Origin of the sequence: Mycobacterium ostraviense (assembly GCF_002705925.1) — a bacterium.
GTDB classification, from domain to species: domain Bacteria; phylum Actinomycetota; class Actinomycetes; order Mycobacteriales; family Mycobacteriaceae; genus Mycobacterium; species Mycobacterium ostraviense.
Genome location: NZ_NKRE01000001.1, coordinates 2,934,130 through 2,959,583, shown reverse-complemented (window position 1 = coordinate 2,959,583; position 25,454 = coordinate 2,934,130). Strand labels below are relative to the sequence as shown.

Sequence of the window (25,454 nt, the reverse complement as noted above, 5' to 3'; positions counted from 1 at the left end):
GGTGTAGCCCGCCCGACGACCATCCGGATGGCGGATCCGCCCGCGAAGACCAGGGCAACTAGACTCAGCGGCCTGGGTACACATGTTAGGAGTCGGGGTGACCTCACCGAACGAGCCGGGCGCCCCCAATACGGGCGACTTACCGAATGGGGATGCTGTGGCCGAGCGTGCCGGTGCACACCGGGCGACGACCGGACCAGGCCGCGCGTCAGAGCCCGCAGACGCTGCGTCGCGGCACCGAGGTGGCGCCTGGCCGTCTCAGCCGGGGCAGTGGCAACCGAACGATCCGCCGACCGACGTGCGGTCACCCGGCCCGAGTTCTGCCGTCGACGCCCGGTTGAACCGGTTCATCACCGGTACTTCGGCGCCGGCGGTCCCGCCCGCGCCGGTGAAGAAGAGCCCACCCGAGCCCGACGAACTTCCGGCCCGCGGTGACGGTCCACCGGTTGAGGCCTACGCCAGTGAGTTGCCCGATCTGTCGGGACCTATCCCTCGGGCACAGCGCAGGGCCGCGCCCGACCGCCCGGCCGACGCGCCGGGACCTACGGCCGCCGCCGGCCGTCCGGTGAGCACCGAATCCCGCGAATCCCGGGTACAGGTATCGTCCCGGCGAGGCCGCGGCCCGGTGCGGGCCAGCATGCAGATCCGGCGGATCGATCCGTGGAGCACGCTGAAGGTGTCGCTGCTGCTGTCGGTGGCGCTGTTCTTCGTCTGGATGATCTCGGTGGCGTTCCTGTACCTGGTGCTCGGCGGCATGGGCGTGTGGGCCAAGCTCAACAGCAACGTCGGCGACCTGCTCAACAACACCAGCGGAAGCAGCGCAGAACTGGTCTCCAGCGGCACGATCTTCGGCGGCGCCGTACTGATCGGCTTGGTCAACATCGTTTTGATGACCGCGATGGCCACCATCGGGGCGTTCGTCTATAACCTCACCACCGATCTGATCGGCGGCATCGAGGTGACGCTGGCCGACCGGGATTAGCATTTTGGGGGTGGAGCGGCGATTGCGGTAATCTCGTCGCTCGGCCGTATCCGGAATCCGGGCCTATAGCTCAGGCGGTTAGAGCGCTTCGCTGATAACGAAGAGGTCGGAGGTTCGAGTCCTCCTAGGCCCACGACCATGTGCCCGTCAAGGCGTTGCGTGCGGCTCGCGTTATCACTGGCAGCGATCGCTGCGGTGGTCGCGGCGGTGCGGGCGCGGCGCAACGCCGAAGTGTGGCACACGGCGCCGGATCCCACCGCTGATCACGCGCCTGGTCAACCACCTCGCAACGACGAGGGGCCTTAGCTCAGTTGGTAGAGCACCGCCTTTGCAAGGCGGGTGTCAGGGGTTCGATTCCCCTAGGCTCCACAGACTAAGACCGCAGCCCGGGCTACGTCGCATCTACAGTGCCGGGATCTTGTCCTTGAACAGCCGCTGTGCGTTGCCGGCCGCGACTTTTTGCCGCAGCTCGTCGTCGAACGGGAAGTCGGCCAGGAACTTCGCGCCGGCCATGTTGTCGTCCATCGGATAATCGACCGAGAACATCACCCGATCGGCCGACATGACTTCCAGCGTGCAAGCAAACGCCGGCGCCGAGAAGTTGCCGCTGGTGGTCACATAGAAGTTCGAGCGCAGGTATTCCGACGGCAACCGGCCCAGCTTGTGCCCGGCATCCGGATCGCCGGCAAGACCGTAGTAGCGGTCGATCCGGTGGGCGGCGAACGGCAGCATCTCGCCCAGGTGGCCCAAGATCATCTGCAGCCGCGGAAACCGGTCGAACAGGCCCGAGTAGATCAGCCGCAGCGCATGCGTGCCGGTCTCCACGCCGAAGCCCCACGATGCCAGGTGCAGGCCGGCCCCGAGGTAAGGCTTGAACCAGGCATCCAGCACCGCGGGGTGCGGAGTGGTCGGATGCAGATAGATCGGTGCGTGTAGCGCTTCGGCGGCTTCGAACAGCCCGTAGTAGGCCGGGTCGTCGAGATAGCGCCCCTGAGTGTGCCCGTTGATCAGCCCTCCGACGAAACCCAATTCGGTGACGGCGCGGGTCAATTCGGCCGCCGCGGCCTGCGGATCCTGGGGCGCCAGGGTGGCAAACGCCCCGAATCGGTCCGGCATCGCGGCGATCGTCTCGGCCAAGTCGTCATTGGCCCGACGCGCACCGTCGACGGCACGGTGGGCATCAGCGTCGGCCTGGACGCCGGGGTCGAACAGCGAGAGGATCTGGAAGTCGATTCCCGCGGCGTCCATCTGCTCCAGCCGCAACGGTCCCCGGTCGTACAGCCGCTCGTAGGCGGTGCGATTGTGCGCCCGAAGCCAGCTGCCGACGAGATTGTCGGCGCTGACCGGATCCCACGCGTAATGCTCTTCCAGCGCAATCAACGGCATCGCAAGCCTCGCCCTGAGGTGCCGTGCCCTACGGGCGCGGCTGGACGTCCACACTCGGCGGGCGCGGCGAGGGCTCCGGGCGCGACGAGCGCCGCACGATGGTAAATGCCACCGCACCACCGGCCACTACGACGACGGTGGCGGCCCCGGCGATCACCCATACCCGTTTCTTGCCGCGGCGCTGGGACCGGCGTGCTTCCTGAAGCACCTGGGGCAGGTTGGCCACCACTTCCTGGGCAGCGGCCAGCTCCTGGGCAAGTGTTTCTTGAGCGGCGGCGATCTCGCGGGCCAGCCGGCCTTCCCGATACCGGCGACGAAGCTCTGAGGCGCTCGACTGCGCGGACTGTACTCCGAGTCCGACGACGCCCCGGGTCACGTCCACGGGGCCCACCGCCGAATAGGTCAGGCCGCGGGTCAGTCGTTCCCTCGGGGTCAACCGGGTTTCCACCTTCTCGCTCATCTGCCGCCTTTCTGGTGTCTGGCTGGTCGATTCCCTAGCCCAGTGCCACTCCGATACCCCCACAGACTGCCACCACAAGGACGTCCGCGGGCCCATTGCCTCAATACCGCGCCGTTCGCGTCGGGTGACACCGGGTGCGGCCGCGCCACCGGGTAATGGCACACTGTGATCCCGTGACTAACAGCCCGTTTCAGACTGCCACCGCCACGCTGCACACCAACCGCGGAGACATCAAGGTCGCCCTGTTCGGAAACCACGCACCCAAGACCGTCGCCAACTTCGTCGGCCTGGCGCAGGGCACCAAGGATTACTCGACCCAGAATGCATCGGGTGGCACCGCCGGCCCGTTCTACGACGGAGCGGTCTTTCACCGGGTGATCAACGGCTTCATGATCCAAGGCGGTGACCCGACCGGCACCGGCCGCGGCGGGCCGGGCTACAAGTTCGCCGACGAGTTCCACCCTGAACTGCAATTCGACAAGCCCTACCTGCTGGCGATGGCCAACGCCGGGCCTGGCACCAACGGCTCACAGTTCTTCATCACCGTCGGCAAGACTCCGCACCTGAACCGGCGTCACACGATCTTCGGTGAGGTGACCGATCCGGAGTCGCAGCGCGTCGTAGACGCCATCGCGACCACTCCCACCGACGGCAACGATCGGCCCACCGTCCCGGTGGTGATCGAGTCGATCACCATCTCCTGAACCATTGCTCTACCCGCGCCTTGGGCCGGTGTAGCCGGCGGCGGTCAGCGCATCGAGCACGTTCAGCGGATCGGTCCCAAGGTCCCAACGGGACAAAATGAACAGTCGGTCGTTGACCGTCTCGATCTCGAGGAGTCGAACGTTGCGCGCATAACGCCGGAACTGAGAGATCCGGATGATCTTGATGTCTGGCCGCCGCAATAACTGCGTCCGCAACCACCCCCGGATCGCCAGCCCGTCACCGGTGATTGCCAGCTTCGGCCGCGCCCGCCAGGAAACGCCGGCAAACAAGATCAAACCCAGTGCGGCAACCATGGCCAGCGCGCGCCCCGGCGGTTCTGTGACAAAGGTCACAGACCCGATAGCCATCAATACGCCCGCAACGCCGCAGCCAGCGATTCCTGCCGCCGGAGGCGACCATTGTGTTTGCTGCATGCGCTATCTAGACCCTCCGACCACCGCAGATTCGGTTATCCACAGACGCTATCAACAGTGGGGATAAATCACATCCATGTGATTGACGAACCACAAGGTTGCTGGATCAGTAAAGAACCCGGCCCGGAATGAATTCATTTTGGGCGCGCTGTATCTCAGTGCCACCGCATGGTGAGCAATAAACCGGTGATCATGAAAGCGAACGCGATGGCGTAGTTCCACGGGCCCAGATCCGCCATCCACTGCAGCGCCTTGGGGGCCTGACTACCGAGGGCGGCCAACTGAAACACCATCAACCAGACGAGGCCGATCAGCATCAACCCGATGAACAACGAGACGAACCACACACTGGACGGTCCGACCTTCACTTTCACGGGTGTGCGGCTCACCGGCTTGACGGTGAAGTCGTTCTTCTTGCGGACCTTCGACTTGGGCATGTAATACCTCGGGATACCTCAACAACACGGTGAGCGGACAAAGTGCAACGATTGCGACTGCAACTGCAGCCAAAGCTTGGCTACGAGACTAACCCAACTGGCCACGCGACCAGGAAACGGAGATGTGATGACCGATGAGCGCCGCTCGCCGTGGCGTTTCGGTGTTCCGCTGGTGTGCCTGCTCGCCGGCTTGTTGCTGGCCGCGACGCATGGGGTTTCCGGCGGTGCGGAGATTCGCCGCAGCGACGCGCCGCGGCTCGTCGACCTCGTCCGCCACGCCCAGTCGTCGGTGAACCGGCTGGATGCCCAGCGGGACGCGCTGACCAAACAGATCGAGACGGCGCACACTCCGTCGTCGGATACCGCATTGGCGGCGATGCTCAGGCGGGCCGCCGAACTGGCCGGTGCGGCCGGTATGAACCCGGTCCACGGCCCTGGCGTGGTAGTGACGCTCAACGACGCGCAGCGCGACGCCCATGGCCGCTTTCCCCGCGACGCCTCCCCCGACGACCTGGTGGTGCACCAGCAGGACATCGATGCCGTCTTGAATGCGGTGTGGAGCGCGGGCGCCGAGGCGATCCAGATGCAGGACCAGCGCATCATCGCGAGCTCGGTGGTGCGTTGCGTCGGCAACACGTTGTTGCTCAATGGACGCACTTACAGCCCGCCTTACACGATCACCGCGATCGGCAATCCCGCCGCGATGCAAGTAGCCTTGGCCGCAGCTCCGCTGGTGACGCTCTACAAGCAGTACGTGGTCCGGTTCGGATTGGGCTACCACGAAGAAGTCAAGTCCGACGCGCGGGTCGTCGGACATTCCGAACCCGTGCGGATGCATTTCGCGCAGCCGCTGGGGCCAGTCGGTTATTGAGGCCGGACGGTAACCTGTCACGATGCGGATTCTGGTCGTCGACAACTACGACAGCTTCGTGTTCAACCTGGTCCAGTACCTGGGCCAATTGGGCGTCGAGGCCCAAGTGTGGCGCAACGACGACGCCCGGCTCGCCGACGAGAACGCCGTCGCCGAGCAATTCGACGGTGTGCTGCTGAGCCCCGGCCCCGGCACGCCGGAACGCGCGGGCGCGTCGGTGAGCATGGTCGCGGCGTGCGCCGCGGCGCGGACCCCGCTGCTGGGCGTGTGCCTGGGACACCAGGCCATCGGCGTGGCGTTCGGGGCCACCGTCGACCGCGCGCCGGAGTTGTTGCATGGCAAGACCAGCAGCGTCTACCACACGAATGTCGGTGTACTGCAAGGACTTCCGGATCCATTCACGGCAACCCGGTATCACTCGCTGACCATCCTGCCGGAGTCGTTGCCGGCCGAGCTGGAGGTCACCGCCCATACCCGCAGCGGGGTGATCATGGGCGTGCGTCACCGCGAGGTGCCGATTCACGGTGTCCAGTTCCATCCGGAGTCGATCCTGACCGAGGGCGGACACCGGATGCTGGCCAACTGGCTGACCTACTGCGGCTGGGCCCGAGACGACACGTTGGTGCGCCGGCTGGAAAACGAAGTGCTCACCGCCGTCCGGCCGCACCTGCCGACCCCGGCGGCCGGCACAGCCGGGACTACTGACCGAACTTCAGCGTGATGATGCCGTCCCGGTTGACACCGGAACCCGCTGGCGGGTTCTGGTAGACCACCCGGTTGTGCTGGGACCCGCCCGCGTCGACGTCGGGCCCCTTGTCCAGCACCCCGGTCCAGCCCAACGCGCGCAGCCGCGGTTCGGCGTCGGTCCAGAACATGCCGGACAGGTCGGGCATGACGAACTGGTTGCCCTTGGACACCTGTAGTTCGATCACCGAATCGACCGGAACGGTGGTGCCCGCCGGTGGGTTGGTGCCGACCACGTCACCCGCCGGCTTCGGACTGTCCACCTGCGCTTGGCTGAACTTGGTGAAACCGTAGACGGTGAGGTTCTTCTGCGCCAGGTCAACGGTCTGACCCGCGACGTCGGGGATCTGTTTGGCCTCGGGCCCGGAGCCGACGATGATCGTGATCACATTGGTGATCGCCGAGGTCTGGTTGGCCGGTGGGTTGGTCCCGATGACCTTGCCCGCCATCTCCGGGGAGGAGGGCGAGGCGGCCTGCTTGAATTTACTGAATCCGGCGGCGGTCAGCTTCTTGACCGCTTCGGCATAGGTTAGCGACGAGACATCGGGCAGCTCACGCTGCTCGGGTCCGGTGGAGACGTTGATGGTGATGTCGGCCCCCGCACCGACCGAGGTGTTGGCAGCCGGGTCGGTCCCGATGACGTGGTCGGGTGGGATCGTCGAGTCCGGTTTCTGCAGCGTGCGGGTCTTGAAGCCGCGGTTTTGCAGCGCGGCTATGGCGTCGGCGGATGCTTGGCCACGCACGTCGGGCACCTGGACCTTGCGGGTGTTGCCGCCGAAGGTGTTGATGGCGATCGTGACGGCGATAGTCAGCACCGCCAGTGCCGCGACCACGGCGACCCAGCGGCCCACCGAAGGGGTGGCGCGGTCACGATCGGTGTGGTCGAGGACCTGGCGAGGCAGCGGATCGGTGCGCGGACCGGCGGGATGTCCGGGTGTGGCCGCCAGCAACGAGCGCCGCTCGGCGCCGCTGAGCACCTTGGGTGCCTCCGGTGGCTCACCGTTGTGCACCCGGACCAGGTCGGCCCGCATTTCCGCCGCGGTCTGGTAACGGTTTTCCGGGTTCTTGGCCAGCGCCTTGAGGACGACGGCGTCCAGCTCGGCGGAGATGCCGTCATGGCGTTCCGAGGGCGGGATGGGGTCTTCGCGGACGTGCTGGTAGGCCACCGCCACCGGCGAGTCACCGGTGAACGGCGGCTCGCCGGTCAGGATTTCGTACAGCACACACCCCAACGAATAGACATCGGATCGCGCATCGACCGCATCACCGCGAGCCTGTTCGGGGGACAGATATTGCGCCGTCCCGATCACCGCGGCCGTCTGGGTGACGCTGTTGCCGCTGTCGGCGATCGCCCGGGCAATGCCGAAGTCCATCACCTTCACCGCATTGGTCGAACTGATCATGATGTTGGCCGGCTTGACGTCACGGTGGATGATGCCGTTTTGGTGGCTGAAGTTCAGCGCCTGGCAAGCATCGGCGATCACCTCGATGGCCCGCTTCGGCGGCATCGGGCCTTCGGTGTGCACGATGTCACGAAGGGTGACGCCGTCGACATACTCCATCACGATGTAGGGCAATGGACCGGCGGACGTTTCGGCTTCGCCGGTGTCGTATACCGCCACGATCGCCGGGTGGTTCAGTGCCGCCGCGTTCTGTGCCTCCCGCCGGAAGCGCAGGTAAAAGCTGGGGTCGCGGGCCAGATCGGCGCGCAGCACCTTCACCGCCACGTCGCGGTGTAGCCGCAGATCGCGCGCCAGGTGAACTTCGGACATTCCCCCGAAGCCGAGGATGTCGCCCAGTTCATAGCGATCGGAGAGGTGCCGCGGGGTGGTCATCGCGATGTCTCGTATCGGTCCAGCGACACATGGTGAGTCGGTCGCAGTGCGACGGTCCGGCCGAGTTGGTCTGTCCGGCTCGCCCCCGGCGGCCGGAAGCGCCCCCATTGCGAGCCGTCATGGCCGGCATCGTCGACCGGGCCGAAACTCGTCGCACCGAGTCGCAAACCCTGACCGGACGGCGTCTGGCTGGCCGGCGGGCCTCCGGTGTCGGTCACGGTCGGGGGCGGCAGCTGCGGCTGGTTGTCGCCACGCGAATTGATGACGATGAGCACCGCGATGATGATTGCCAGCGCCCCGAGGACGCCGGCAGCCCACAACAGCGCCCGCTGGCCCGACGAGAACGTACGCCGCGCGGGTGGCCGGTTTCCCCCGTTCGCCGGCCGGGAGCGGCGCGGGGCGGTGGCCCGGCTGGCGGGGTTGCCCGCGATCCGGGCCGGCGCGCTCGACGGAATCGCTGCCGGCGCGGCGCGCCCGGGCGGTGGTGACTGGCTGGGCCGTGGCGGTCGCCGGCCGGCCCGTACCGCGGCGACGGCGTCGGCGAACGGTCCCCCACTGCGATAGCGCATCTGGGGGTTTTTCACCAGCGTGATCTCGATGAGTTCGCGCACATTGGGCGGCAGCTCGGCCGGCAGCGGCGGCGGCGGTTCCTTGATGTGCTTCATCGCCACCGTCAGGGCGCCGTCACCGGTGAACGGCCGCTTACCCGAAACCGCTTCGTAGCCAACAACTCCCAACGAATACACGTCACTGGCGGGGGTCGCGTCGTGACCCAGAGCCTGTTCGGGCGCGATGTATTGGGCGGTGCCCATCACCATTCCGGTCTGCGTCACCGGTGCCGCGTCGACGGCCTTGGCGATCCCGAAGTCGGTGATCTTCACCTGGCCGGTGGGCGTGATCAAGATGTTGCCCGGCTTGACGTCGCGGTGCACCAGTCCGGCCGCATGCGCAACCTGAAGAGCGCGGCCGGTCTGCTCGAGCATGTCGAGCGCGTGCCGCAGCGACAGCCGGCCGGTGCGCTTGAGCACCGAATTCAGCGGCTCGCCGTTGACCAGCTCCATCACCAGGTAGGCCGTGCGACCCTCGCCGTCCATCTGGCTCTCGCCGTAATCGTGGACGGCCGCGATCCCCGGGTGGTTCAGCATGGCCGTGGTGCGGGCCTCGGCCCGGAACCGTTCGATGAACTCCGGGTCGGATGAGAACTCGTTCTTGAGCACCTTGACGGCCACCCGCCGGCCCAGCCGGCTGTCGACCGCTTCCCAGACCTGCCCCATGCCGCCGGTGGCGATGAGCCGCTGCAGGCGGTAGCGGCCGGACAGCGTCATACCAACTCGGGGACTCATGGGCCCCCCTGCAGTGCGGCTTCGATCACGGCCCGTCCGATCGGCGCGGCCAGCGCACCACCGGTCGCGGACAGACGATCGCCCCCGTTCTCCACAAACACCGCGATGGCAACCTTTGGCGCCTGGGCTGGCGCGAAGGCGATGTACCACGCATGGGGCGGAGTATGACGGGGGTCTGTGCCGTGCTCTGCGGTACCCGTCTTGGATGCGATCTGCACGCCGGGGATGGCCCCTTTCTGCTGTGTGACTTTCTCGGCGCCGACCATCAGCTCTGTTAGCTTAGCGGCGACCTGCGGCGACACCGCGCGCCGCTGCTGATATGGCGCAGTGGTGCTGATGTTGGCCAGGTCGGGCCCGCGGAGGCTGTCCACCAGGTACGGCCGCATGGTGATCCCGCCGTTGGCGATGGTCGCCGCGACCTCGGCGTTCTGCAGTGGGGTCAGCGCGACGTCCTTCTGCCCGATACTGGTCATACCCAAAGCGGCGGTGTCGGCGATCGCTCCGATGGTCGACTCGGCCACCTGCAACGGTATCGGGTCGGGCGAAATGTCCAAGCCGAACGCCTGTGCCGTGCTGCGCAGGGCGTCTGCGCCCGTCAGGATGCCCAACTGGACGAATGCGGTGTTGCACGACTTGGCGAATGCCACGCTCAGCGGCACGGTCGGCTCGGCGCCGCACGTCGTGCCGCCGTAGTTCTCCAATGTCGCCGTGCTTCCGGGTAGCGGAATCTCGGCGGCCGCGGTCAGCTGCTCGGTGTCGGTGGCTCCGGCCTGCAGCGCGGCCGCGGTGGTGATCACTTTGAAGGTCGAGCCCGGCGGGTACGTTTCGGCGATGGCACGGTTGGTCAGCGGCGAGTCGGGGTTGTCGCGAAGCCGCTGCCAGGCTTGCGCCTGGACCTCGGGATCGTGCGACGCGAGCAGGTTGGGGTCATAGGACGGCGACGACACCAGCGCCAGGATCTTGCCCGTCGACGGCTCCAGCGCCACCACCGCGCCTTTGCAGGGGCCGCCGCAGCCCTGTTGCATCGCGTCCCAGCCGGCCTGCTGGACGCGGGGGTTGATAGTGGTGTCGACATTGCCGCCGCGCGGGTCGCGCCCGGTGAAGAAGTCAGCTAGTCGTCGGCCGAACAACCGCTGGTCCGACCCGTTCAGCAGCGGGTCCTCGGCGCGTTCCAGACCGGTGCTGGAATAACGCAGCGAGTAGAAGCCGGTGACCGGCGCGTACACCTCGGGGTTGGGATAGACCCGCAGGAAACGGAAGCGGCTGTCGGTCGCCACCGAGTAGGCCAGCAATTGCCCGCCCGCGGTGATCTGGCCGCGCTGGCGCGAATACTCGTCGAGCAGGACCCGCTGATTGCGCGGATCGGCGCGCAACCCATCGGCGGTGAAGACCTGCGTCATCGTGGCGTTGAGCAGCAGTAGCACGATCAACGCCATCACGGTCACCGAGATCCGGCGCAGAGAGGCGTTCATACCCGCTCGATCACCTCGGTACCGGCCGCCGCGATCGGCGTCGTATTTCGGGCGCGGGTGCGCAGCGGACGTCGGGCGCCGTGTGAGATGCGCGCCAATATGGCCAGCAGCACATAGTTGGCTAGCAGCGACGACCCACCGTAGGACATCCACGGTGTGGTCAGCCCGGTCAGCGGAATGAGCTTGGTGACGCCGCCGACCACGATGAACAGCTGGATGGCCAGCGTCGATGCCAGACCCGCGGCCAGCAGTTTGCCGAAGCTGTCGCGGGTGGCGATCGCGGTGCGCAGGCCGCGGATGATGACGATCGTGTACAGCATCAAAATGGCGGCCAAGCCGACCAACCCGAGCTCCTCGCCGAAGGCGGCGATGATGAAGTCTGTCGATGCCGCGGGCACGGTATCGGGTTGGCCGTTACCCAGCCCGGTGCCGAAGATGCCGCCGGTGGCGAAACTGAACAGCGATTGCACCATCTGGTAGCCGCTGCCGTCGGGATCGGCGAACGGATCCCACCAGGTCTGCACCCGGACACGGACGTGGTTGAAAACGAAGTACGCCACGACGCTGCCCGCCGCGAACAGGGCCAGACCGATGACGACCCAACTGAACTTCTGGGTGGCCAGGTAGACGACCACCAGAAACGACGCATACAACAGCAGCGACGTGCCGAGGTCCTTCTCGAAGACCATGACACCCACCGAAATCGCCCAGGCCGCCAACAGTGGCGCAAGGTCCCGCGGGCGCGGCAGGTTCATGCCCATCAGATGCTTGCCGGCACTGGTGAACAGGCGGCGCTTGGCGACCAGCACCGCGGAAAAAAAGATCAGCAGCAAAATCTTGGAGAATTCGGCAGGCTGAATCGAGAAGCCGGGCAAGCGAATCCAGATTTTCGCGCCGTTCTGCTCGGACAACGATGCGGGAAGCAGCGCCGGAATGGCGAGCATGACCAGACCGGCGAGCCCGCAGGTGTAGCCGTAGCGGGCGAGCTGGCGGTGATCCTTGAGAAAGGTCACCACCAGCGCGAAAGAAGTCACGCCGACAAGGGTCCACAGCATCTGCTGGTTCGCGCTGGGATGACTGTGGTATCCGACCTCGCCGTCGACGAGGTCGAGGCGGTGGATCATCACCAGGCCAAGCCCGTTGAGCAGCGCTACCACCGGCAGCAGCAGGGGGTCGGTGAACGGGGCCGAGCGTCTGATAGCCAGGTGCGCAAAGCCGAACAGCGTCAGGAAGGCCAACCCGTAGCTGGCCAAATCCCAATGGAGGCTGCGATCTTGGTTGGCTTCCACGATCAGCAGCGCGGCGACGGTGACCACCGCGGCGAAGCACAACAGCAGCAGTTCGGCGTTGCGCCGGGTCGGCAACGGGGGCGTCACCGTCACCGGCGCCTGCAGCGGTGCCGTCATGCCGCCGCCCGGCAGTCAATGCCCGGCTGCGGAGGAGGTGGCGGAAGGGCGGTCACGGTCGGCGATGTCGTTGACGGTGACGCGGGCGCTGTCGGCGAAGTGCTCGCGTGGTTGGGGCCGGCACTTCCGGAAGTGGTGGACGGGGCCCCGGCGGGTGAAGTGGTCGTTGGGGTGGTCGGGGACGTTGACGAGGATGTGACGCTCGGTTCGGGGGTGCCGCTGGCGGTGGTCGGGGTAGGTGGCTCAGGTGGTGAGGTGGCGCGAGGCGGCGGGCACGGCGGCAGCACGGAGTTGGCCGCCAGGTCACGCAGCTGCTTGATGGCGCCATCGAGGGAACCGGTGGGAAGTCCGGCCTGCACCTGAGCGCGTTCGGACGGACGCAGATCCTCCAACTTCATCAGATGGCAGCCGAGGTGGTCCCGGGGTTGGCCGTAGCTGATCTGGGACAGGTCATTGCGTGCGTTCAAACAGCCCAGCAGATACGGCTCGTGCAAGGGCATGCCCAGCAGGGACCCTTGGATCCCGCGCATGATCGACACCGTGCCGTTGTATTCGGCGACGTAGTAGTTGTTGCGGATGATCGCGCGACCGATGAACAGGGCCGCGACAACCAGGACCGTTGCCAGCACAGCGACAAGCATGATCCGCCGGCGCGACCAGCGGTGCCGGTGGAACGTCTCGGCCGACGGCGGCACCCGCTTCACGGCTTCTTTGCGGGGGGTAATCGCAGAGGCCCGTCCGGCGGCCGTGTTCGGCAGGGTCAGTTGGTCGTCGTCACCGGATACGGCTCCGGCCAGAATCGGCTGGGTCTGGCCGTATTCGTAGTCGACGACGTCGGCCACCACGACGGTCACGTTGTCCGGGCCGCCACCGCGCAGCGCTAGTTCGATAAGACGGTAGGCGCTTTCGGCGACGTCGGGGATCTTCAGGGCCTCGTGGATGGTCTCGTCGCTCACCGGGTCGGACAGCCCGTCGGAGCACAGTAGGTAGCGGTCACCGGCCCGAACTTCGCGCATGGTCAGGGTGGGTTCGACCTCGTGACCGGTCAACGCCCGCATGATCAGCGATCGCTGGGGGTGGCTGTGTGCCTCCTCCGCGGTGATCCGGCCCTCGTCGACCAGGGTTTGGACGAACGTGTCGTCCTTGGTGATCTGGGTCAGCTCACCGTCGCGCAGCAGATAGCCGCGAGAGTCACCGATGTGCACCAGACCGAGCCGGTTGCCGTCGAAAAGGATCGCGGTGAGGGTGGTCCCCATGCCCTCGAGGTCAGGCTCCATCTCGACCTGGGCGGCGATGGCCGAATTGCCGGCGCGAACCGCGGCCTCGAGCTTGCCGAGCAGGTCACCACCGGGCTCGTCGTCGTCGAGATGGGCCAGGGCGGCGATGACCAGTTGAGATGCCACTTCGCCGGCGGCGTGACCCCCCATGCCGTCGGCCAGCGCCAGCAGCCGCGCGCCGGCGTAGACGGAGTCTTCGTTGTTGGCGCGTACCAGGCCGCGATCGCTGCGGGCCGCATATCGCAGGACCAGGGTCACGAGCGCCGCTCTCCCCCGCAAGCGGGTGGCGCCCCCACCTCATCGCTGCGTCCCCCGCAAGCGGGTGATACCCCCGCTGCATCGTCGCCGGCGCGGGTCACGGGCGCAACTCGATTGCCGTCTTGCCGATCCGAACCGGCACCCCAATCGGAACTCGTACCGCAGTCGTCACCTTCGCCCTGTCAAGGTAAGTGCCGTTGGTCGATCCTAAGTCCTCGACGTACCATTCCGATCCCCGCTGAGAGAGCCGGGCGTGCCGTGTCGAGGCGTAGTCATCGGTCAACACCAGGGTGGAGTCGTCAGCGCGTCCGATCAACACCGGCTGTCCGCTCAACGTGATGCGCGCGCCCGCCAGCGCGCCCTCGGTCACGACGAGGTAGCGGGCCGTCTGCCTGCGCTGGCGTGACGGTAGTAGCGTGCCGCGCAACGCCAGCCCGCGGCCCACCATCACGGCGCCGGTGGGTGCGTAGATGTCGGTGCGCAGCACCCGCAGCACCGACCAGATGAACAGCCATAACAGCATTAAGAAGCCGGCACGCGTCAGTTGCAGTACTAACCCCTGCATCTGGCGTCCTTTCCGTCCTGGCGTCCGTCCTGGCGCTGCCAGCCCCGCGCCGGTGATGCCGAGAAGTTCAGCAAAGTCACGATACTGGTCAGGCGATCGGTGCGAGGTAAGCGAGGCAGCATTGTGCCCAGAGGGTTCAGTGAATGCGGACGATGATCTCGGAATGGCCCAAGCGGATCACGTCGCCGTCGGCCAATTGCCACTCCTGTACGGGTGCGTTGTTGACGGTCGTGCCGTTGGTGGAGTTCAGGTCCGTCAGGAGCGCGACCTGCCCGTCCCAACGGATCTCCAAGTGCCGGCGTGAGACGCCGGTGTCCGGCAACCGGAACTGAGCGTCCTGTCCGCGCCCGATGATGTTGGAGCCATCGCGCAGCTGATAGGTGCGGCCGCTGCCATCGTCGAGCTGCAGGGTCACCGTATTTCCGGGTGATCCGTAGCCGCCTTGCCCATAACCGCCGTAGCCGCCCGCCGGCTGGCCATAGTCGGGAGCAGCCGACTGGCCGTAGTCGTAGTCGCGAGCCGGCTCGGCGTACCCGCCGGCCTGGGCGGGGTAGCCGCCGGGGGCCGGCGTTTCGGCGTACTGGGTGTAGTCGCCTGATCCGTATTCCTGACGGCCGTATCCGCCGCCACCCTGCTGATAGCCCTGGTCGTAGCCGCCTTGCTCGTACCCGGCGCCCTGGTCGGGATATGCCGGCCGCTGTGGTTCCGGCGGGGCCTGTGGCGGAGCGCCAGGACCACCAGGAGCGCCGTAACCACCGTCCTCCGGACGCGCGGGTTCACGGCCATAGTCGCCGTAGCCGCCGTAGCCGGGCTGGCCGCCGGGTGGTTGGCCGTAGCCGCCGCCGGGTGGTTGGCCGTAGCCGCTCGGCGGTTGTCCGTATCCGCCGGGTGGTTGGCCGTAGCCGGGCTGGCCGCCGGGTGGTTGGCCGTAGCCGCCTTGGCGGTAACCCTGGTCGTAGCCCGGGCCGGAGTAGCCGGGCGGACGCTGCTCGTACGACGAGGGGTAGCCCTGGTCCTGGTAGCCGCGCTGTTCGGGGTAGCCGCCCTGGTCTTGGTAGCCGCCCTGTTCGGGGTAGCCGCCCTGGTCTTGGTAGCCGCGCTGTTCGGGGTAGCCGCCGCCCTGGTCCGGCTGACGAGGTGGCGGCGGGTATCCGGGCTGGGGCGGGTAGCCGCCGCCTTCCGGCGGATATCCACCGCGTGGGTCCGGCCCGGCGGGCGAGCCACTGCGTGGCTCCTCTTGCGGACGCGGGTACCGGTCGTCGTAGTACTCGTCGGGCCCCTGCCCCGGACCGCCGCGGTAGCTCGGATTGTCAGTCATCGGTGGTACTCCTGGTTCTGCGCCAAACGCGTGGTTCGATTGTGGCCGGGTGTAAGCGGTGACCGTCGGGCGGGGCTCGACGTCGGGGTTAACAGTCCCGCGGGCGCGGAACTGGCCGGTATGCAGGTTCGGCGATTGCTCGAACCGGACCACCACATCACCATACGTTTGCCACCCCTGTTCTTGGATATAGTCCGCCAAGTACCGAGCAAATGCCTTCGACGTGAGATCGGGGTCTGCGCCCAATCTTTCCGAGTCGTGCACACCGAGGGTAATGATGTACTCGTTGGGCGCCAAAAGGCGATTTCCCTCGAGTGAGCGCACACCATCCGCGGCTTCCCGTCGCAATAGGGCTTCCACCTCTTGCGGGACGATCGATCCCCCGAACATCCGGGCAAATGCATCTCCGACAGTTGACTCGAGTTTGCGCTCGATGCGCTGAACCAGGCCCTTCTGGCTACCCATTTTTCAGCGCTCGCCTCACTGGATTCTGGTCATCGTCGGCGCGAGGCAAACGACTCGCCCGCATCTGGTGGTCACAAAACATGCTATCGGGACACCGTGACGCAGCGGCACCGTGAGAATCCTGAGAAAACATCCAGCAGGTGACAGGCCAGTATCAGGGACTGCCGAGGACCGCCAAGGACGCAGAGCAAGCCCCCCTCTGCCCGCTCCCCGGCCGCGCGGGTTGTCGACCTGCCGGCGGCGGTTGGGGCGCGCGGCTACTACAGTGGTATGGTCCTCCGGTTGTTTCGGGCGAGTGGCGGAATGGCAGACGCGCTGGCTTCAGGTGCCAGTGTCCTTCGGGACGTGGGGGTTCAAGTCCCCCTTCGCCCACTGTGAGTGGACCGCGCCGGGGGTGTCGGGCAGTGCACCTGTCCGCGATTCATCCCTCCTCCACAAAGCTGGAAATCCTCGCCGAGAAGCAAGGTGGCCCGGTGAGTCATGCCCAAGTGCCCGGCGGGGTGGTGCATCGGCTGCCCGCGGACCTGCGTCAGGCGTTGATCGCCAACACCACGGCTCTGGCTGCCTGGAACGACATCACGCCGTTGGCGCGCAACGAGTTCATCTACTGGGTCGAGGACGCCAAGCAACCGACAACCCGAGAGCGGCGCATCCGCCGGACCCAGGAGGAACTGGAGGAAGGCAAGCGCCGTCCCTGCTGCTGGCCCGGATGCCGGCACCGCGAGCGCACGGGCAGCTAACGGCTCGACACCGCCTTGTCCCGCACCGCCGCTGGCCGTGAGTCAGGGCACGGCCGGCGGTCATAGCCAGCGCACCGGCCCGAATTGACGCAGCGGCGGCATCGATGGCCACCTTCGCCACACAGCGTCTACCGTCTATCCGTCTATGGCGACAATCCGCGCCGGCAGTTTTATCGACGACAAGCGAAGGAGCCGCAGAGTTGGACATCGATCCCGCCGCCACCGGGTGGCTGCTGGCCAGCACCGCACTCGTGCTGCTGATGACGCCCGGGCTGGCGATTTTCTACGGGGGCATGGTCCGCACCACCGGCGTGCTCAACATGATCATGATGAGCTTCATCTCCATACCGCTGGTGACGGCGGCATGGTTGCTGGTCGGTTACAGCCTGGCATTCTCCGGTGGCGGCGCGGGTGGATTTCTGGGCGGACTGGCGCACGCCGGGATGCTCGGCATAACCCCGCAGACCTTGCACGGGTCGGTGCCCGAACTGCTGTACGCCACCTTCCAGCTGAGCTTCGCGATCATCACCGCCGCCCTGGTCAGCGGCGCCATCGCCGAACGGGCCAAGTTCGCGGCCTGGATGGTGTTCGTGCCCATCTGGGCGGTGGCGGTGTATTGCGTTATCGCGCACTGGGTGTGGGCGCCGAGCGGGTGGCTGTTCAAGATGGGGGTGCTCGACTACGCGGGCGGGCTGGTCGTCGAGATCGTCTCGGGTTCCTCGGCGCTCGCGTTGGCGCTGGTGCTGGGTCCGCGCATCGGCTTCAAGGTAGAAGCCATGCGGCCGCACAACTTGCCGTTCGTGCTCCTCGGCGTGGGTCTGCTGTGGTTCGGCTGGTTCGGGTTCAACGCCGGTTCGGCGCTGGCCGCCAGCGGACTGGCCGCCGCGATCTTCCTCAACACCCTGGTCGCCGGCTGCCTGGGGATGCTGGGATGGCTTGCGGTGGAACGGTTCCGGGACGGCAAGCCGACCACCTTCGGCGCCGCCTCCGGTGTGGTCGCCGGCTTGGTGGCGATCACGCCGTCGTGCGGCACGGTGAACACCCTGGGCGCCGCCGTTGTCGGGCTGGTGGCGGGCGTGGTGTGCTCCTTCGCGATCGCGGTGAAGTTCAAACTCAACTACGACGACTCTCTTGACGTCGTGGGGGTGCATTTCGTCGGCGGAGTGGTCGGTGTGTTGTTGATCGGGCTGCTCGCCACCGCGGTGATGACCCAGGGCCCGAAGGGACTCTTCTACGGGGGCGGGATGGGTCAACTCGGCAAGCAGGCGCTGGCGATGGTGGTGGTAGCCCTCTACGCGTTCACGGTCAGCTACGTGCTGGCCCTGCTGATCGAGCGTCTCATGGGGTTCCGGCTCAGCCGAGAGGACGAGGTGAGCGGTGTCGACCTCACCCAGCACGCCGAGACCGCCTATCCGGAAGGCGTTTACGGGCACCAGGCACCCCGGCGTCCGTCGCTGGGGAGCGGGTCTCGCCCGCGGCCGAACGAGGACGAAGAGACCTGAGCCGGGCCTGCGTTATCGCGCGTCGGCCTGGTTGTCGTTAACGGCGACTCGCGGACAGATCGGTCGGTATCGGTTTAGCCGATCCGCTGGCGGGTTAATTGGCGTGAGGTAGCGAAACACTCGCCCTTGGCCGTGCCCATGGTCCAGTACCCGGACGGCCACGGGGCCAACGCGCCGGGGGGATAGCCGATGACGATGTTCGCTGTGGCCAGCGCCGGGCTCCTGAGGCAGGACAGATCATGACGGCGCCGGTGTGGATGGCATTGCCACCTGAGGTGCATTCCGCGTTGTTGTCCAGTGGGCCTGGTCCGGGGCCGTTCCTGGCCGCCGCGGGCGCCTACCAGGTGCTCAGCGCCGAGTATGGTTCGGCGATCGCCGAACTCGCGGCCGTACTGAATGCGGTCCAGGGCGGTTGGTGGCAGGGCCCGAGCGCCGAAGAGTACGTTGCCGCGCACGCCCCCTACCTGGCGTGGCTCGAGCAGGCCCGCGGCAAGAGCGTTGCCGCGGCGCTGCAGCACCACGTCGTCGCCCAGGCCTACACGGCGGCGCTGGCGAGCATGCCGACCCTGGCCGAGCTGGCCGCCAACCACGTTGTGCATGGTGTGCTGGTCGCGACCAATTTCTTCGGCGTCAACACGATCCCGATCGCGCTCAACGAGGCGGATTACTTTCGTATGTGGGTTCAGGCCGCCACCACGATGAGCATCTATCAAACGGTGTCGAACGTGGCGGCGGACTCCGTCCCGGCTACATCACCCGCGCCGCCGCTGCTCAAGGCGGATACCGGCGACGCGGCCGACCCCGGGCAGCTGGCGGCCCTGGCGCCGGCCACCGACGCCGGCAACCAACTGAACCTCGCGGACCTGGCTTCGCAACTGCTGCAGGCATACCTTGGCTACGTCGAGCAGGTATACGCGCCGATCATCGATTTCTTGCAGGACCCGGTGGGCAACGGCATGCAGTTGATCACCGATTTCTTGACCAATCCGTCGCAGGCGTTGGTCGTGTGGGGGCCATTCTTGTTCGCTGTTGCCTACCAGGCCTTCTCCTGGGTCGCGGCCTCGCTCACCTATCCCCAATTGATACTCGATCCGCTGCTGGGGACGATTCTGCGGGTAGTGATCGGCGTGGGCGAACAGCTCGTGGTTGAAGTTCCGGCGGCAGCCGCAGCGGGTGACATCGCCGGTGGGGCCGGCGGGACCGTGGCGCCAGCCGTGCACCCGGTTGCCTGGCCGACGGTGGGTGTGGCTTCGAGCGTGACGGCTCCGGTCGCCGCGCCCGCTGCCTCCGCAGCGGCGGGTGCCGGTACCGCTCCCGCCGCGCCGGCGGCTCCAGCGGCTGCGGTGACTTATGCCGTGGGGGGCTTCGACCCTGGCGAAGGCTTCCCACCCGCGTTGACCCATAACAGCGGCGCCAAGGCACCGTCGGTCGGTGTGCCTGCCCCGGCCGCGGCGGTCTCGGCGCGCGAACAACGGCGCGCTCGTCGCCGACGCAAGGTGACGGCACCGCAGCGTCAGTACGCCGACGAGTTCATGGATATCGACAGCGACGCCGACAACGACCCTGTGAAAGACCCTGTGAAAGACCCCGAGACAGACGTCGAAGACCTGCGCGCCGCCGCATCCAGCCGAGGGGCCGGCGCGATCGGCTTCGGCGGCACCGCAGCCAAGGGCACCGCCGACGCGGCCGGATTGATCACGCTGCCTGCCCACGGCTTGGACGACGGTCCGACCAGCCCGATGCTGCCGGCAACGTGGGACTCCGACGGCTCGGACCCGCGCACTTAGACGTCACTTAGACGGGGTCGGTGATGTCGGCGTATTCGGGATGTTTGTTGAGCACGGTGACGACCATGGAGCAGACCGGGACAATGCGCTTGCCGTCCGCTCTCGCCTCCTCCAGCGCCTTCTCGACGAGAATGGTCGCCAGCCCGCGTCCGCCGAACTTCGGGTCGACTTCGGTGTGGTCGAAGATCCGCTGATCGCCGCGGTCGAGGTAGCTGGCGAAGCCTACGGTTCTCCCCTCGACCGCGATCGTGTACCTGCCCTGCTCGGCGGTGACCGTGGTCTGCGCACCGGTCTTGTCGGCTGTCATTCGGCATCCTTTCGGTTCGATACTTGCCTGGGAAGCAGCCGGGTGGCGGGCAGTGGCGGGGCAGGCAGCCGAGCCAGCGTGCCCTGGTATCCCGTGACGGCGCCGAAGCGTTCGTCGCGGGCTTGCCACAGCTGCCGATAGGTGACGATCTCGTCGTGGTTGCGGCCGACGAAGTTCCACCACATCACCAATTCCTCGGTGAAGGGTGGGCCGCCCAGGAGCAGCACCCGCCCGGGTTGCACCCCGGCGTTGGCCAGGTGCGGGGTTGTGCGGCCCGGGCCTTGGTAGCCCAGGTCGCCGACGGCGAGCGCAGTCTTGCCGATCTCGATCTCGCCGGCATCGCAGAGCACCCCGTGCAAGAATGCCTGGTCGATGTCGATGTCGATGTCGAGCGCAGCGCTGGGTTCCAGATCGATCTGGGCACCCAGCAGCGGCGTGAACGTGTGTGCCGGCGAACGGCTTCCGGCAAGCTTGCCCAGAAATACCCGCGCCTGGGCACCCGGCAGTGCAGTCGGTTCGGGTGCGTAGTGCGCGAAGTCTCGCCCGGTGTGACGCGCTGCGTCGGGCAGGGCCACCCACAGCTGGGCGCCGTGCAGGACCGAATCCGAGCCGGATTGCAGCGACACTTCGGAATGACAGATACCCGCGCCCGCGGTCATCAGGTTCAGCTCGCCGGGCCGGACTATCGCGTGCACACCCGCGCTGTCGCGGTGTTCCACCTCGCCGCTGAACAACCAGCTCACTGTTTGCAGCCCGGTGTGCGGATGAGGTGGGACGTCCATCCGCGCGGCGGGTCCGGTCACGGGGCCGTAGTGGTCGAGAAAGCACCAGGCGCCGATCAGCGATCGGTGCCGCTGCGGCAGCGTGCGTTGTACCGGGATCGCCCGCGGTCCGCCCAGCGGCACCTCCCGCGGGTGCAGCACCTCGATACCCGCGGTCTGTGAAGCGCTGCAGGCAACTTCAGCCGGTGCGGCTTCGAGATTGCTCATCGTCGCCCTTCGTCGTGCGCTGTCCGGCCCGATGCCGCGACCCTACGCCGGCTCACCGGCCCGGCGGCCGCAGCACCTTCATGGCCGCCCGCATCACCGGTTCGGGGAGCCGGTCCTGCATCGACAGCGCGGCGTCGGCGGCGCGCGATCTCAGCGGTGTGCCCCGACCGAAGATCCGGTTCAGCGGTCCGCCGGACGGTTCGAGCACGACATGTAGCGGCGGGGTGCCGACGGCAGCGCCGAGCGCATTCGAGATGACCATCCGCTGGATTTCGCTGGTGCCTTCGAAGATGGTGTACAGCTTGGCATCTCGATACCACTTTTCCACCGGGTGATCGGTGATGTAGCCCCAGCCGCCCATGGTTTGGATGGCGCGTTCGGTGGCCTTGACGGCGACCTCGCTGGCGGCCAGCTTCGACATCGAGCCCTCGCCCTGCTCGAAAGGCACTCTGTTGGCCGCCATCCAGGAGGCCCGCCACGTCAGCAGCCGAGCGGCGTCGATCTGAGTTGCCAAGTCCGCCAATGGAAATGCGATGCCTTGGTTGTCGATGATGGGCCCGCCGAACGCCTCGCGCTCGGTGGCATACGATGTCGCGTACTCCAATGCGGCGCGGGCAATCCCGATGGCCTGGGCGGCCACCATGGGGCGGGTCTGTTCGAAAGTTCCCAACGTCGCCGAGCTGGAACGCCTTGCACCGGCGACGATTTCGCGGGCTTTGGCAAGTTTGTGTTCTAGCTTTTCCTGCCCGCCAAGCAGGTTGGCGCCCGGGACGCGGACCCCGTTGAATCGCAACTCGGCGGTGTGCGACGCGCGGCAACCCAGCTTGTCGAGCTTTCGCACCAGTTCCAGTCCCGGCGTGCCGCCGGGGACCACGAACAGCGCCTGACCCCGGTGGCCGAGTTCTTCGTCGACCACGGCGTTGACCACGTGCACGTTGGCGATTCCCCCGTTGCCGATCCACATCTTGTGTCCGTCGATGATCCAGTCGTCACCGTCGCGACGGGCACGGGTGCGCAGATTGCGGACGTCGCTGCCGCCTTCGGGTTCTGAGATCGCCAGCGCCGCGAGTTTGAGATCACCTGGGGCGCCGAAACATTCCGGCGCCCACTGCAGCATCTGTTCCGGGGAGGCGGCCTGGCCGATCGCCGACAGGGCCAGCGCGGGCATGACGATCGCCAGGCCGATTCCGGCGCACCCCCAGAACAGCTCCTCCATGAACATCGGTAGCGACAGGCCGGTCGGATCGCCGATCAGATCGCGGTAGAACAGCGGGCTGTAGAACCCGCGCCGCGCCGCCTCCTCGAGCATCGGCCAGGGAAATTCCTGCCGCTGGTCGTAATCCAGCGCCACCGGCCGAACCACTTCTTCGGCGAACTCGTGCGTGCGCCGGGCCAGATCGTGTTGTGCTGCCGTCGGTGTCAGGTCGAACGTCATGGAGCGCCTTCGGAGTCGAACTCTCGGTTACCCGGATCTACCCCGAAAGCCAACTCAGCAAACTGATTGGGCCGCGTTCCCCCGCTACGCCGCCGAGCGGGGGCCTACGTGCGCCGCCGGCAGGTGCAACACCATCGCGGTCACCGGCCGGGCGTCGCGTTCGGAGCGCGCCAGCAGGGCAGCGTTCTCCGGCAGCTGTCTGGCATTGATCTCACCGGCGGCGATCCGCCGCAGTACCTCGTGAGCCTGAGCCAGCTGCGTCCGCTTGCGGTACTGGCCGCCGGGAAGTTTGACACCGGCCCATACGCCGTACTCCTCGCGATACTTGACGGCCCGTTCGGCGCACAGGCGTTGCTGCGCCAGTGGGCAGCGGCGCAGGCACTGAATTCGAGCCTCGGTGGCGGACCGCTCGTAGGCGCGAGCCTTCGCCGCGCCGTCGCCGCTGTCGTCGTCGGGGTAGCCGAACCACAGTTCCGGGTTGCCTGTGCACGGGGTAGCCATGTCTGTCGTCTCCTTCTGTTCCGAAACGTATGCGAAAGCGTATACACACCAGCGCAGGCCTGGCAAGCGAATCGCGACAAAAACGTATATAGAAGCGTAGGTAGGCCGGCCATGTGTAATATCCGGCTATGGCCGGAGGCTGCGGTGAGCCGTGAATCGGCTGGCGCGGCCATCCGCGCATTGCGCGAGTCGCGCGACTGGTCGCTTGCCGACCTGGCTGCCGCAACGGGCGTGAGCATCATGGGGCTCAGCTATTTGGAACGGGGCGCTCGCAAGCCGCATAAAGGTACAGTTCAGAAGGTCGAAAACGGGCTTGGCCTGCCTCCCGGCACGTATTCTCGGCTGTTGGTAGCCGCCGATCCCGATGCCGAGCTGGCGCGGCTGATGGCAGCCCAGCCCCCTGCGGCAACGTCGCCGCGACGCCCCGGCACCGTGGTGGTCGACCGTCACAGTGACACCGATGTGCTCGAGGGTTACGCCGAAGCCCAGCTCGATACCCTCAGATCCGTCATCGACAGACTACCGGCGACGACGTCAAATGAATATGAGACGTATATTCTGTCCGTGGTCTCACAGTGCGTGAAGGCAGAGATGTTGGCGGCGAGCTCGTGGCGGGTGGCGGTCAACGCCGGTTCGGAGTCCAGCAACCGACTGATGCGCCATCTGCAGGCGCTCGAGGCCATGCGCAGCACGCTGCTGGAGCGGATGTCGACCAGCTTGAGTGCGCGATTCGATCGGGCATGCGCGCAGTCGCCGCTACCGGAAACCGTCATCGCTGCGCTGATCGGAGTGAGCACCGACGAAATGTGGGACATCCGCAATAGAGGGGTCATCCCCCCGGGAGCTCTACCTCGCGTTCGGGCCTTCGTGGACGCCATGGCGGTCGCCGAGACGATTGACACGGCGGGCCCGGACCAGACACACCACAACGGCAGAGAACAAGACCAGTGAGCCATACCGAAATCGAGGTGTTGAGCCGCGCCCATCGGCTTTTCGACGGCCGTGGTCTAAGTGGTCTGCCATCGACGCTGATCGCTGAGACCGCGCATCACGAGCAACTGCTGCGACGCGCCGCCGCGCTCGATATCGATGCTTCCCAGGGTCGGTATGAACGCCGGGCAAACGACGGCAGGGACGCCCTGTTGTCCGCGGCGCGAACCGATGCGGCCGTTGCCGCGGTCATCGCCGATGCGCACCGGGACCGGGACCGCGCTGGCCAGCTGACCGGAAGCATCGTCGAGCAGGCCCGCACCGACGCCGCCGTGACCCCGGTGACCCCAATGGCCCAGCGCGAGGCCATCTATCGGCGCGTCGCGCGGTTGCGCGCGCAACGAGCGCATGTCGTGTCGGCCCACCTCCGGGCGCGACGGCATGCGGCCGCGCTGCGCGCGCTGCGGTACCGGATGTCGCGATACGGCAGCCGGGCAATGGGCGGCCGAGCCGCGATCGCCGCGCGGGCCGCGCTGTCACGGCTGGGCTGCCCGTATGTGTGGGGCGCGACGGGACCCGGCCAATTCGACTGTTCCGGGTTGGTCCAATGGGCCTACGCACAGGCGGGCGTTCACCTGGACCGCACGACCTATCAACAGATACACGACGGGATAGCCGTGCCGCGTTCCCAGGTGCGGCCCGGTGATCTCGTCTTTCCGCATCCGGGACACGTCCAGATGGCGATTGGCAACAACTTGGTCGTCGAGGCGCCGTACTCGGGTGCTTCGGTGCGGATCAGCCGGTTGGGCAGCGACGTGCAGATCCGCAGACCGCTGTGAGTGATTAACGCCCGGCCGGGCGGGCAGGATGGGAGGGTTGAACCCATGTCGGAGCAAGCCGGATCCTCGCCGGATGCCATCGCGGCACGGCAGGCGGTGCTGGGTCGGCAATACGAGGCGATAGCCGAGGCCGACCGTGGGCTGGCCGAGGCTCTTGCCAGCGCACACGCCATGATGCGGGAGAGCATCCGTCGGCTGGACGCGATTGCAGCCGACATCGAGCGTGCCGTTTCGGACCAGGCTGAGCTCGCCGTCGACACCCCCATCGGAGCCCGGGAGTTTCAGCGATTCTTGCTCGACAAGCAATGCGAGATCACCGCGATCGTGGCCGACGCCCGCGAGCTGGATCGCACCAAAAGTGCTGTGCTGGCCCGATTGCTGGCGCAGTATGGCGGCCCCGCGGGTTAGCCGCGCACCGGCGAGCCGAGGTGAATTGTGGGCACCCGTGCGCCTGGGTACTGTCACG

Annotated in this window: 25 protein-coding genes and 3 tRNA genes; 13 read left to right on the top strand and 15 right to left on the bottom strand. The window is 66.9% G+C overall.

What is annotated here, in order from left to right; genetic code table 11:
- The first annotated feature begins 97 nt into the window (after window positions 1-97).
- The 3 genes from CDN38_RS13555 (at window position 98) to CDN38_RS13545 (ending at window position 1,351) form a co-directional block, all read left to right on the top strand.
- Complete coding sequence (locus CDN38_RS13555; RefSeq protein ID WP_075509269.1) at window positions 98-982, top strand: DUF3566 domain-containing protein; 885 nt, start codon at window positions 98-100, stop codon at window positions 980-982.
- A gap of 59 nt (window positions 983-1,041) precedes the next feature.
- Window positions 1,042-1,115, top strand: a tRNA-Ile gene (locus CDN38_RS13550).
- A 163-nt stretch (window positions 1,116-1,278) separates the two neighbouring features.
- Window positions 1,279-1,351, top strand: a tRNA-Ala gene (locus CDN38_RS13545).
- Between the two features lie 33 nt (window positions 1,352-1,384).
- On the opposite strand, the gene CDN38_RS13540 is transcribed toward CDN38_RS13545, so the two are convergent.
- Together CDN38_RS13540 and cwsA are read right to left on the bottom strand one after the other, a co-directional pair.
- Window positions 1,385-2,368, bottom strand: coding sequence for an amidohydrolase family protein (locus CDN38_RS13540; RefSeq protein ID WP_075509270.1), 984 nt, complete (start codon window positions 2,366-2,368; stop codon window positions 1,385-1,387).
- 28 nt (window positions 2,369-2,396) lie between these two features.
- On the bottom strand, window positions 2,397-2,828 hold the full coding sequence (gene cwsA, locus CDN38_RS13535; RefSeq protein WP_075509271.1) for a cell wall synthesis protein CwsA: 432 nt from the start codon (window positions 2,826-2,828) through the stop codon (window positions 2,397-2,399).
- Between the two features lie 155 nt (window positions 2,829-2,983).
- Here cwsA and CDN38_RS13530 point away from each other — a divergent pair, with 155 nt between their 5' ends.
- The gene (locus CDN38_RS13530; protein ID WP_075509272.1) at window positions 2,984-3,532 is read left to right on the top strand and encodes a peptidylprolyl isomerase; all 549 of its coding nucleotides are present in this window, start codon (window positions 2,984-2,986) and stop codon (window positions 3,530-3,532) included.
- Window positions 3,533-3,541: 9 nt separating this feature from the next.
- On the opposite strand, the gene CDN38_RS13525 is transcribed toward CDN38_RS13530, so the two are convergent.
- Window positions 3,542-3,967 carry a PH domain-containing protein gene (locus CDN38_RS13525; protein ID WP_075509273.1) on the bottom strand — a complete coding sequence of 142 codons (426 nt, stop codon included), beginning with the start codon at window positions 3,965-3,967 and terminating at the stop codon, window positions 3,542-3,544.
- A 155-nt stretch (window positions 3,968-4,122) separates the two neighbouring features.
- Entirely contained in the window at window positions 4,123-4,404 is a 282-nt protein-coding gene (crgA, locus tag CDN38_RS13520) for a cell division protein CrgA (RefSeq protein ID WP_023369055.1), read from the bottom strand.
- A gap of 127 nt (window positions 4,405-4,531) precedes the next feature.
- Between crgA and CDN38_RS13515 the strand changes: the two genes are divergently transcribed.
- Complete coding sequence (locus tag CDN38_RS13515; protein WP_075509274.1) at window positions 4,532-5,275, top strand: DUF881 domain-containing protein; 744 nt, start codon at window positions 4,532-4,534, stop codon at window positions 5,273-5,275.
- Window positions 5,276-5,297: 22 nt separating this feature from the next.
- Complete coding sequence (locus tag CDN38_RS13510) at window positions 5,298-5,996, top strand: aminodeoxychorismate/anthranilate synthase component II (protein ID WP_075509275.1); 699 nt, start codon at window positions 5,298-5,300, stop codon at window positions 5,994-5,996.
- On the opposite strand, the gene pknB is transcribed toward CDN38_RS13510, so the two are convergent.
- The 7 genes from pknB to CDN38_RS13475 form a co-directional block, all read right to left on the bottom strand.
- Window positions 5,974-7,854 (bottom strand): Stk1 family PASTA domain-containing Ser/Thr kinase, encoded by a 1,881-nt coding sequence (pknB, locus tag CDN38_RS13505; protein WP_075509276.1) that lies wholly within the window; start codon window positions 7,852-7,854, stop codon window positions 5,974-5,976. The genes CDN38_RS13510 and pknB overlap by 23 nt on opposite strands.
- Window positions 7,851-9,197: a serine/threonine-protein kinase gene (locus CDN38_RS13500; RefSeq protein WP_082276949.1), complete on the bottom strand. Its 1,347-nt coding sequence runs from the start codon at window positions 9,195-9,197 to the stop codon at window positions 7,851-7,853. Before CDN38_RS13500 ends, pknB begins: the two co-directional genes overlap by 4 nt.
- Complete coding sequence (gene pbpA, locus CDN38_RS13495) at window positions 9,194-10,669, bottom strand: D,D-transpeptidase PbpA (RefSeq protein WP_075509277.1); 1,476 nt, start codon at window positions 10,667-10,669, stop codon at window positions 9,194-9,196. Before pbpA ends, CDN38_RS13500 begins: the two co-directional genes overlap by 4 nt.
- Complete coding sequence (locus tag CDN38_RS13490; RefSeq protein ID WP_075509278.1) at window positions 10,666-12,075, bottom strand: FtsW/RodA/SpoVE family cell cycle protein; 1,410 nt, start codon at window positions 12,073-12,075, stop codon at window positions 10,666-10,668. Before CDN38_RS13490 ends, pbpA begins: the two co-directional genes overlap by 4 nt.
- The gene (locus CDN38_RS13485; RefSeq protein ID WP_075509279.1) at window positions 12,072-13,610 is read right to left on the bottom strand and encodes a PP2C family protein-serine/threonine phosphatase; all 1,539 of its coding nucleotides are present in this window, start codon (window positions 13,608-13,610) and stop codon (window positions 12,072-12,074) included. The genes CDN38_RS13490 and CDN38_RS13485 overlap by 4 nt, the downstream gene beginning before the upstream one ends.
- Before the next feature lie 97 nt (window positions 13,611-13,707).
- On the bottom strand, window positions 13,708-14,175 hold the full coding sequence (locus CDN38_RS13480; RefSeq protein WP_075509280.1) for an FHA domain-containing protein FhaB/FipA: 468 nt from the start codon (window positions 14,173-14,175) through the stop codon (window positions 13,708-13,710).
- Between the two features lie 136 nt (window positions 14,176-14,311).
- Window positions 14,312-15,958, bottom strand: a complete 1,647-nt coding sequence (locus tag CDN38_RS13475; RefSeq protein WP_099319001.1) for an FHA domain-containing protein — start codon at window positions 15,956-15,958, stop codon at window positions 14,312-14,314.
- Window positions 15,959-16,247: 289 nt separating this feature from the next.
- Between CDN38_RS13475 and CDN38_RS13470 the strand changes: the two genes are divergently transcribed.
- The 4 genes from CDN38_RS13470 to CDN38_RS13455 all read left to right on the top strand — a co-directional run bounded on the left by CDN38_RS13470 (window position 16,248) and on the right by CDN38_RS13455 (window position 19,987).
- A tRNA-Leu gene (locus CDN38_RS13470) sits at window positions 16,248-16,330 on the top strand.
- Window positions 16,331-16,431: 101 nt separating this feature from the next.
- Window positions 16,432-16,698 carry a YdeI/OmpD-associated family protein gene (locus tag CDN38_RS13465; RefSeq protein ID WP_075509337.1) on the top strand — a complete coding sequence of 89 codons (267 nt, stop codon included), beginning with the start codon at window positions 16,432-16,434 and terminating at the stop codon, window positions 16,696-16,698.
- Between the two features lie 200 nt (window positions 16,699-16,898).
- A complete protein-coding gene (locus CDN38_RS13460) occupies window positions 16,899-18,200 on the top strand; it encodes an ammonium transporter (RefSeq protein WP_075509282.1) in 1,302 nt (433 codons plus the stop codon).
- A gap of 239 nt (window positions 18,201-18,439) precedes the next feature.
- Entirely contained in the window at window positions 18,440-19,987 is a 1,548-nt protein-coding gene (locus tag CDN38_RS13455) for a PPE family protein (protein WP_075509283.1), read from the top strand.
- A 7-nt stretch (window positions 19,988-19,994) separates the two neighbouring features.
- Here the strand turns inward: CDN38_RS13455 and CDN38_RS13450 are convergent, their stop codons facing one another.
- The 4 genes from CDN38_RS13450 to CDN38_RS13435 all read right to left on the bottom strand — a co-directional run bounded on the left by CDN38_RS13450 (window position 19,995) and on the right by CDN38_RS13435 (window position 23,219).
- Window positions 19,995-20,294, bottom strand: a complete 300-nt coding sequence (locus CDN38_RS13450; protein ID WP_075509284.1) for a GNAT family N-acetyltransferase — start codon at window positions 20,292-20,294, stop codon at window positions 19,995-19,997.
- Window positions 20,291-21,283 (bottom strand): pirin family protein, encoded by a 993-nt coding sequence (locus CDN38_RS13445; RefSeq protein ID WP_099319000.1) that lies wholly within the window; start codon window positions 21,281-21,283, stop codon window positions 20,291-20,293. Before CDN38_RS13445 ends, CDN38_RS13450 begins: the two co-directional genes overlap by 4 nt.
- Window positions 21,284-21,335: 52 nt before the next feature.
- Window positions 21,336-22,718 carry an acyl-CoA dehydrogenase family protein gene (locus tag CDN38_RS13440; RefSeq protein ID WP_075509286.1) on the bottom strand — a complete coding sequence of 461 codons (1,383 nt, stop codon included), beginning with the start codon at window positions 22,716-22,718 and terminating at the stop codon, window positions 21,336-21,338.
- An 84-nt stretch (window positions 22,719-22,802) separates the two neighbouring features.
- Complete coding sequence (locus CDN38_RS13435; protein WP_075509287.1) at window positions 22,803-23,219, bottom strand: WhiB family transcriptional regulator; 417 nt, start codon at window positions 23,217-23,219, stop codon at window positions 22,803-22,805.
- 144 nt (window positions 23,220-23,363) lie between these two features.
- On the opposite strand from CDN38_RS13435, the gene CDN38_RS13430 reads away from it, so the two are divergent.
- From CDN38_RS13430 to CDN38_RS13420, 3 genes are read left to right on the top strand one after another with little or no spacing between them, the layout of a single operon-like run.
- Window positions 23,364-24,170, top strand: coding sequence for a helix-turn-helix domain-containing protein (locus CDN38_RS13430; RefSeq protein WP_075509288.1), 807 nt, complete (start codon window positions 23,364-23,366; stop codon window positions 24,168-24,170).
- Window positions 24,167-24,988 (top strand): C40 family peptidase, encoded by an 822-nt coding sequence (locus tag CDN38_RS13425; RefSeq protein ID WP_075509289.1) that lies wholly within the window; start codon window positions 24,167-24,169, stop codon window positions 24,986-24,988. Before CDN38_RS13430 ends, CDN38_RS13425 begins: the two co-directional genes overlap by 4 nt.
- 45 nt (window positions 24,989-25,033) lie before the next feature.
- Window positions 25,034-25,396, top strand: a complete 363-nt coding sequence (locus tag CDN38_RS13420) for a DUF4226 domain-containing protein (protein ID WP_075509290.1) — start codon at window positions 25,034-25,036, stop codon at window positions 25,394-25,396.
- The last annotated feature ends 58 nt before the right edge of the window (window positions 25,397-25,454 follow it).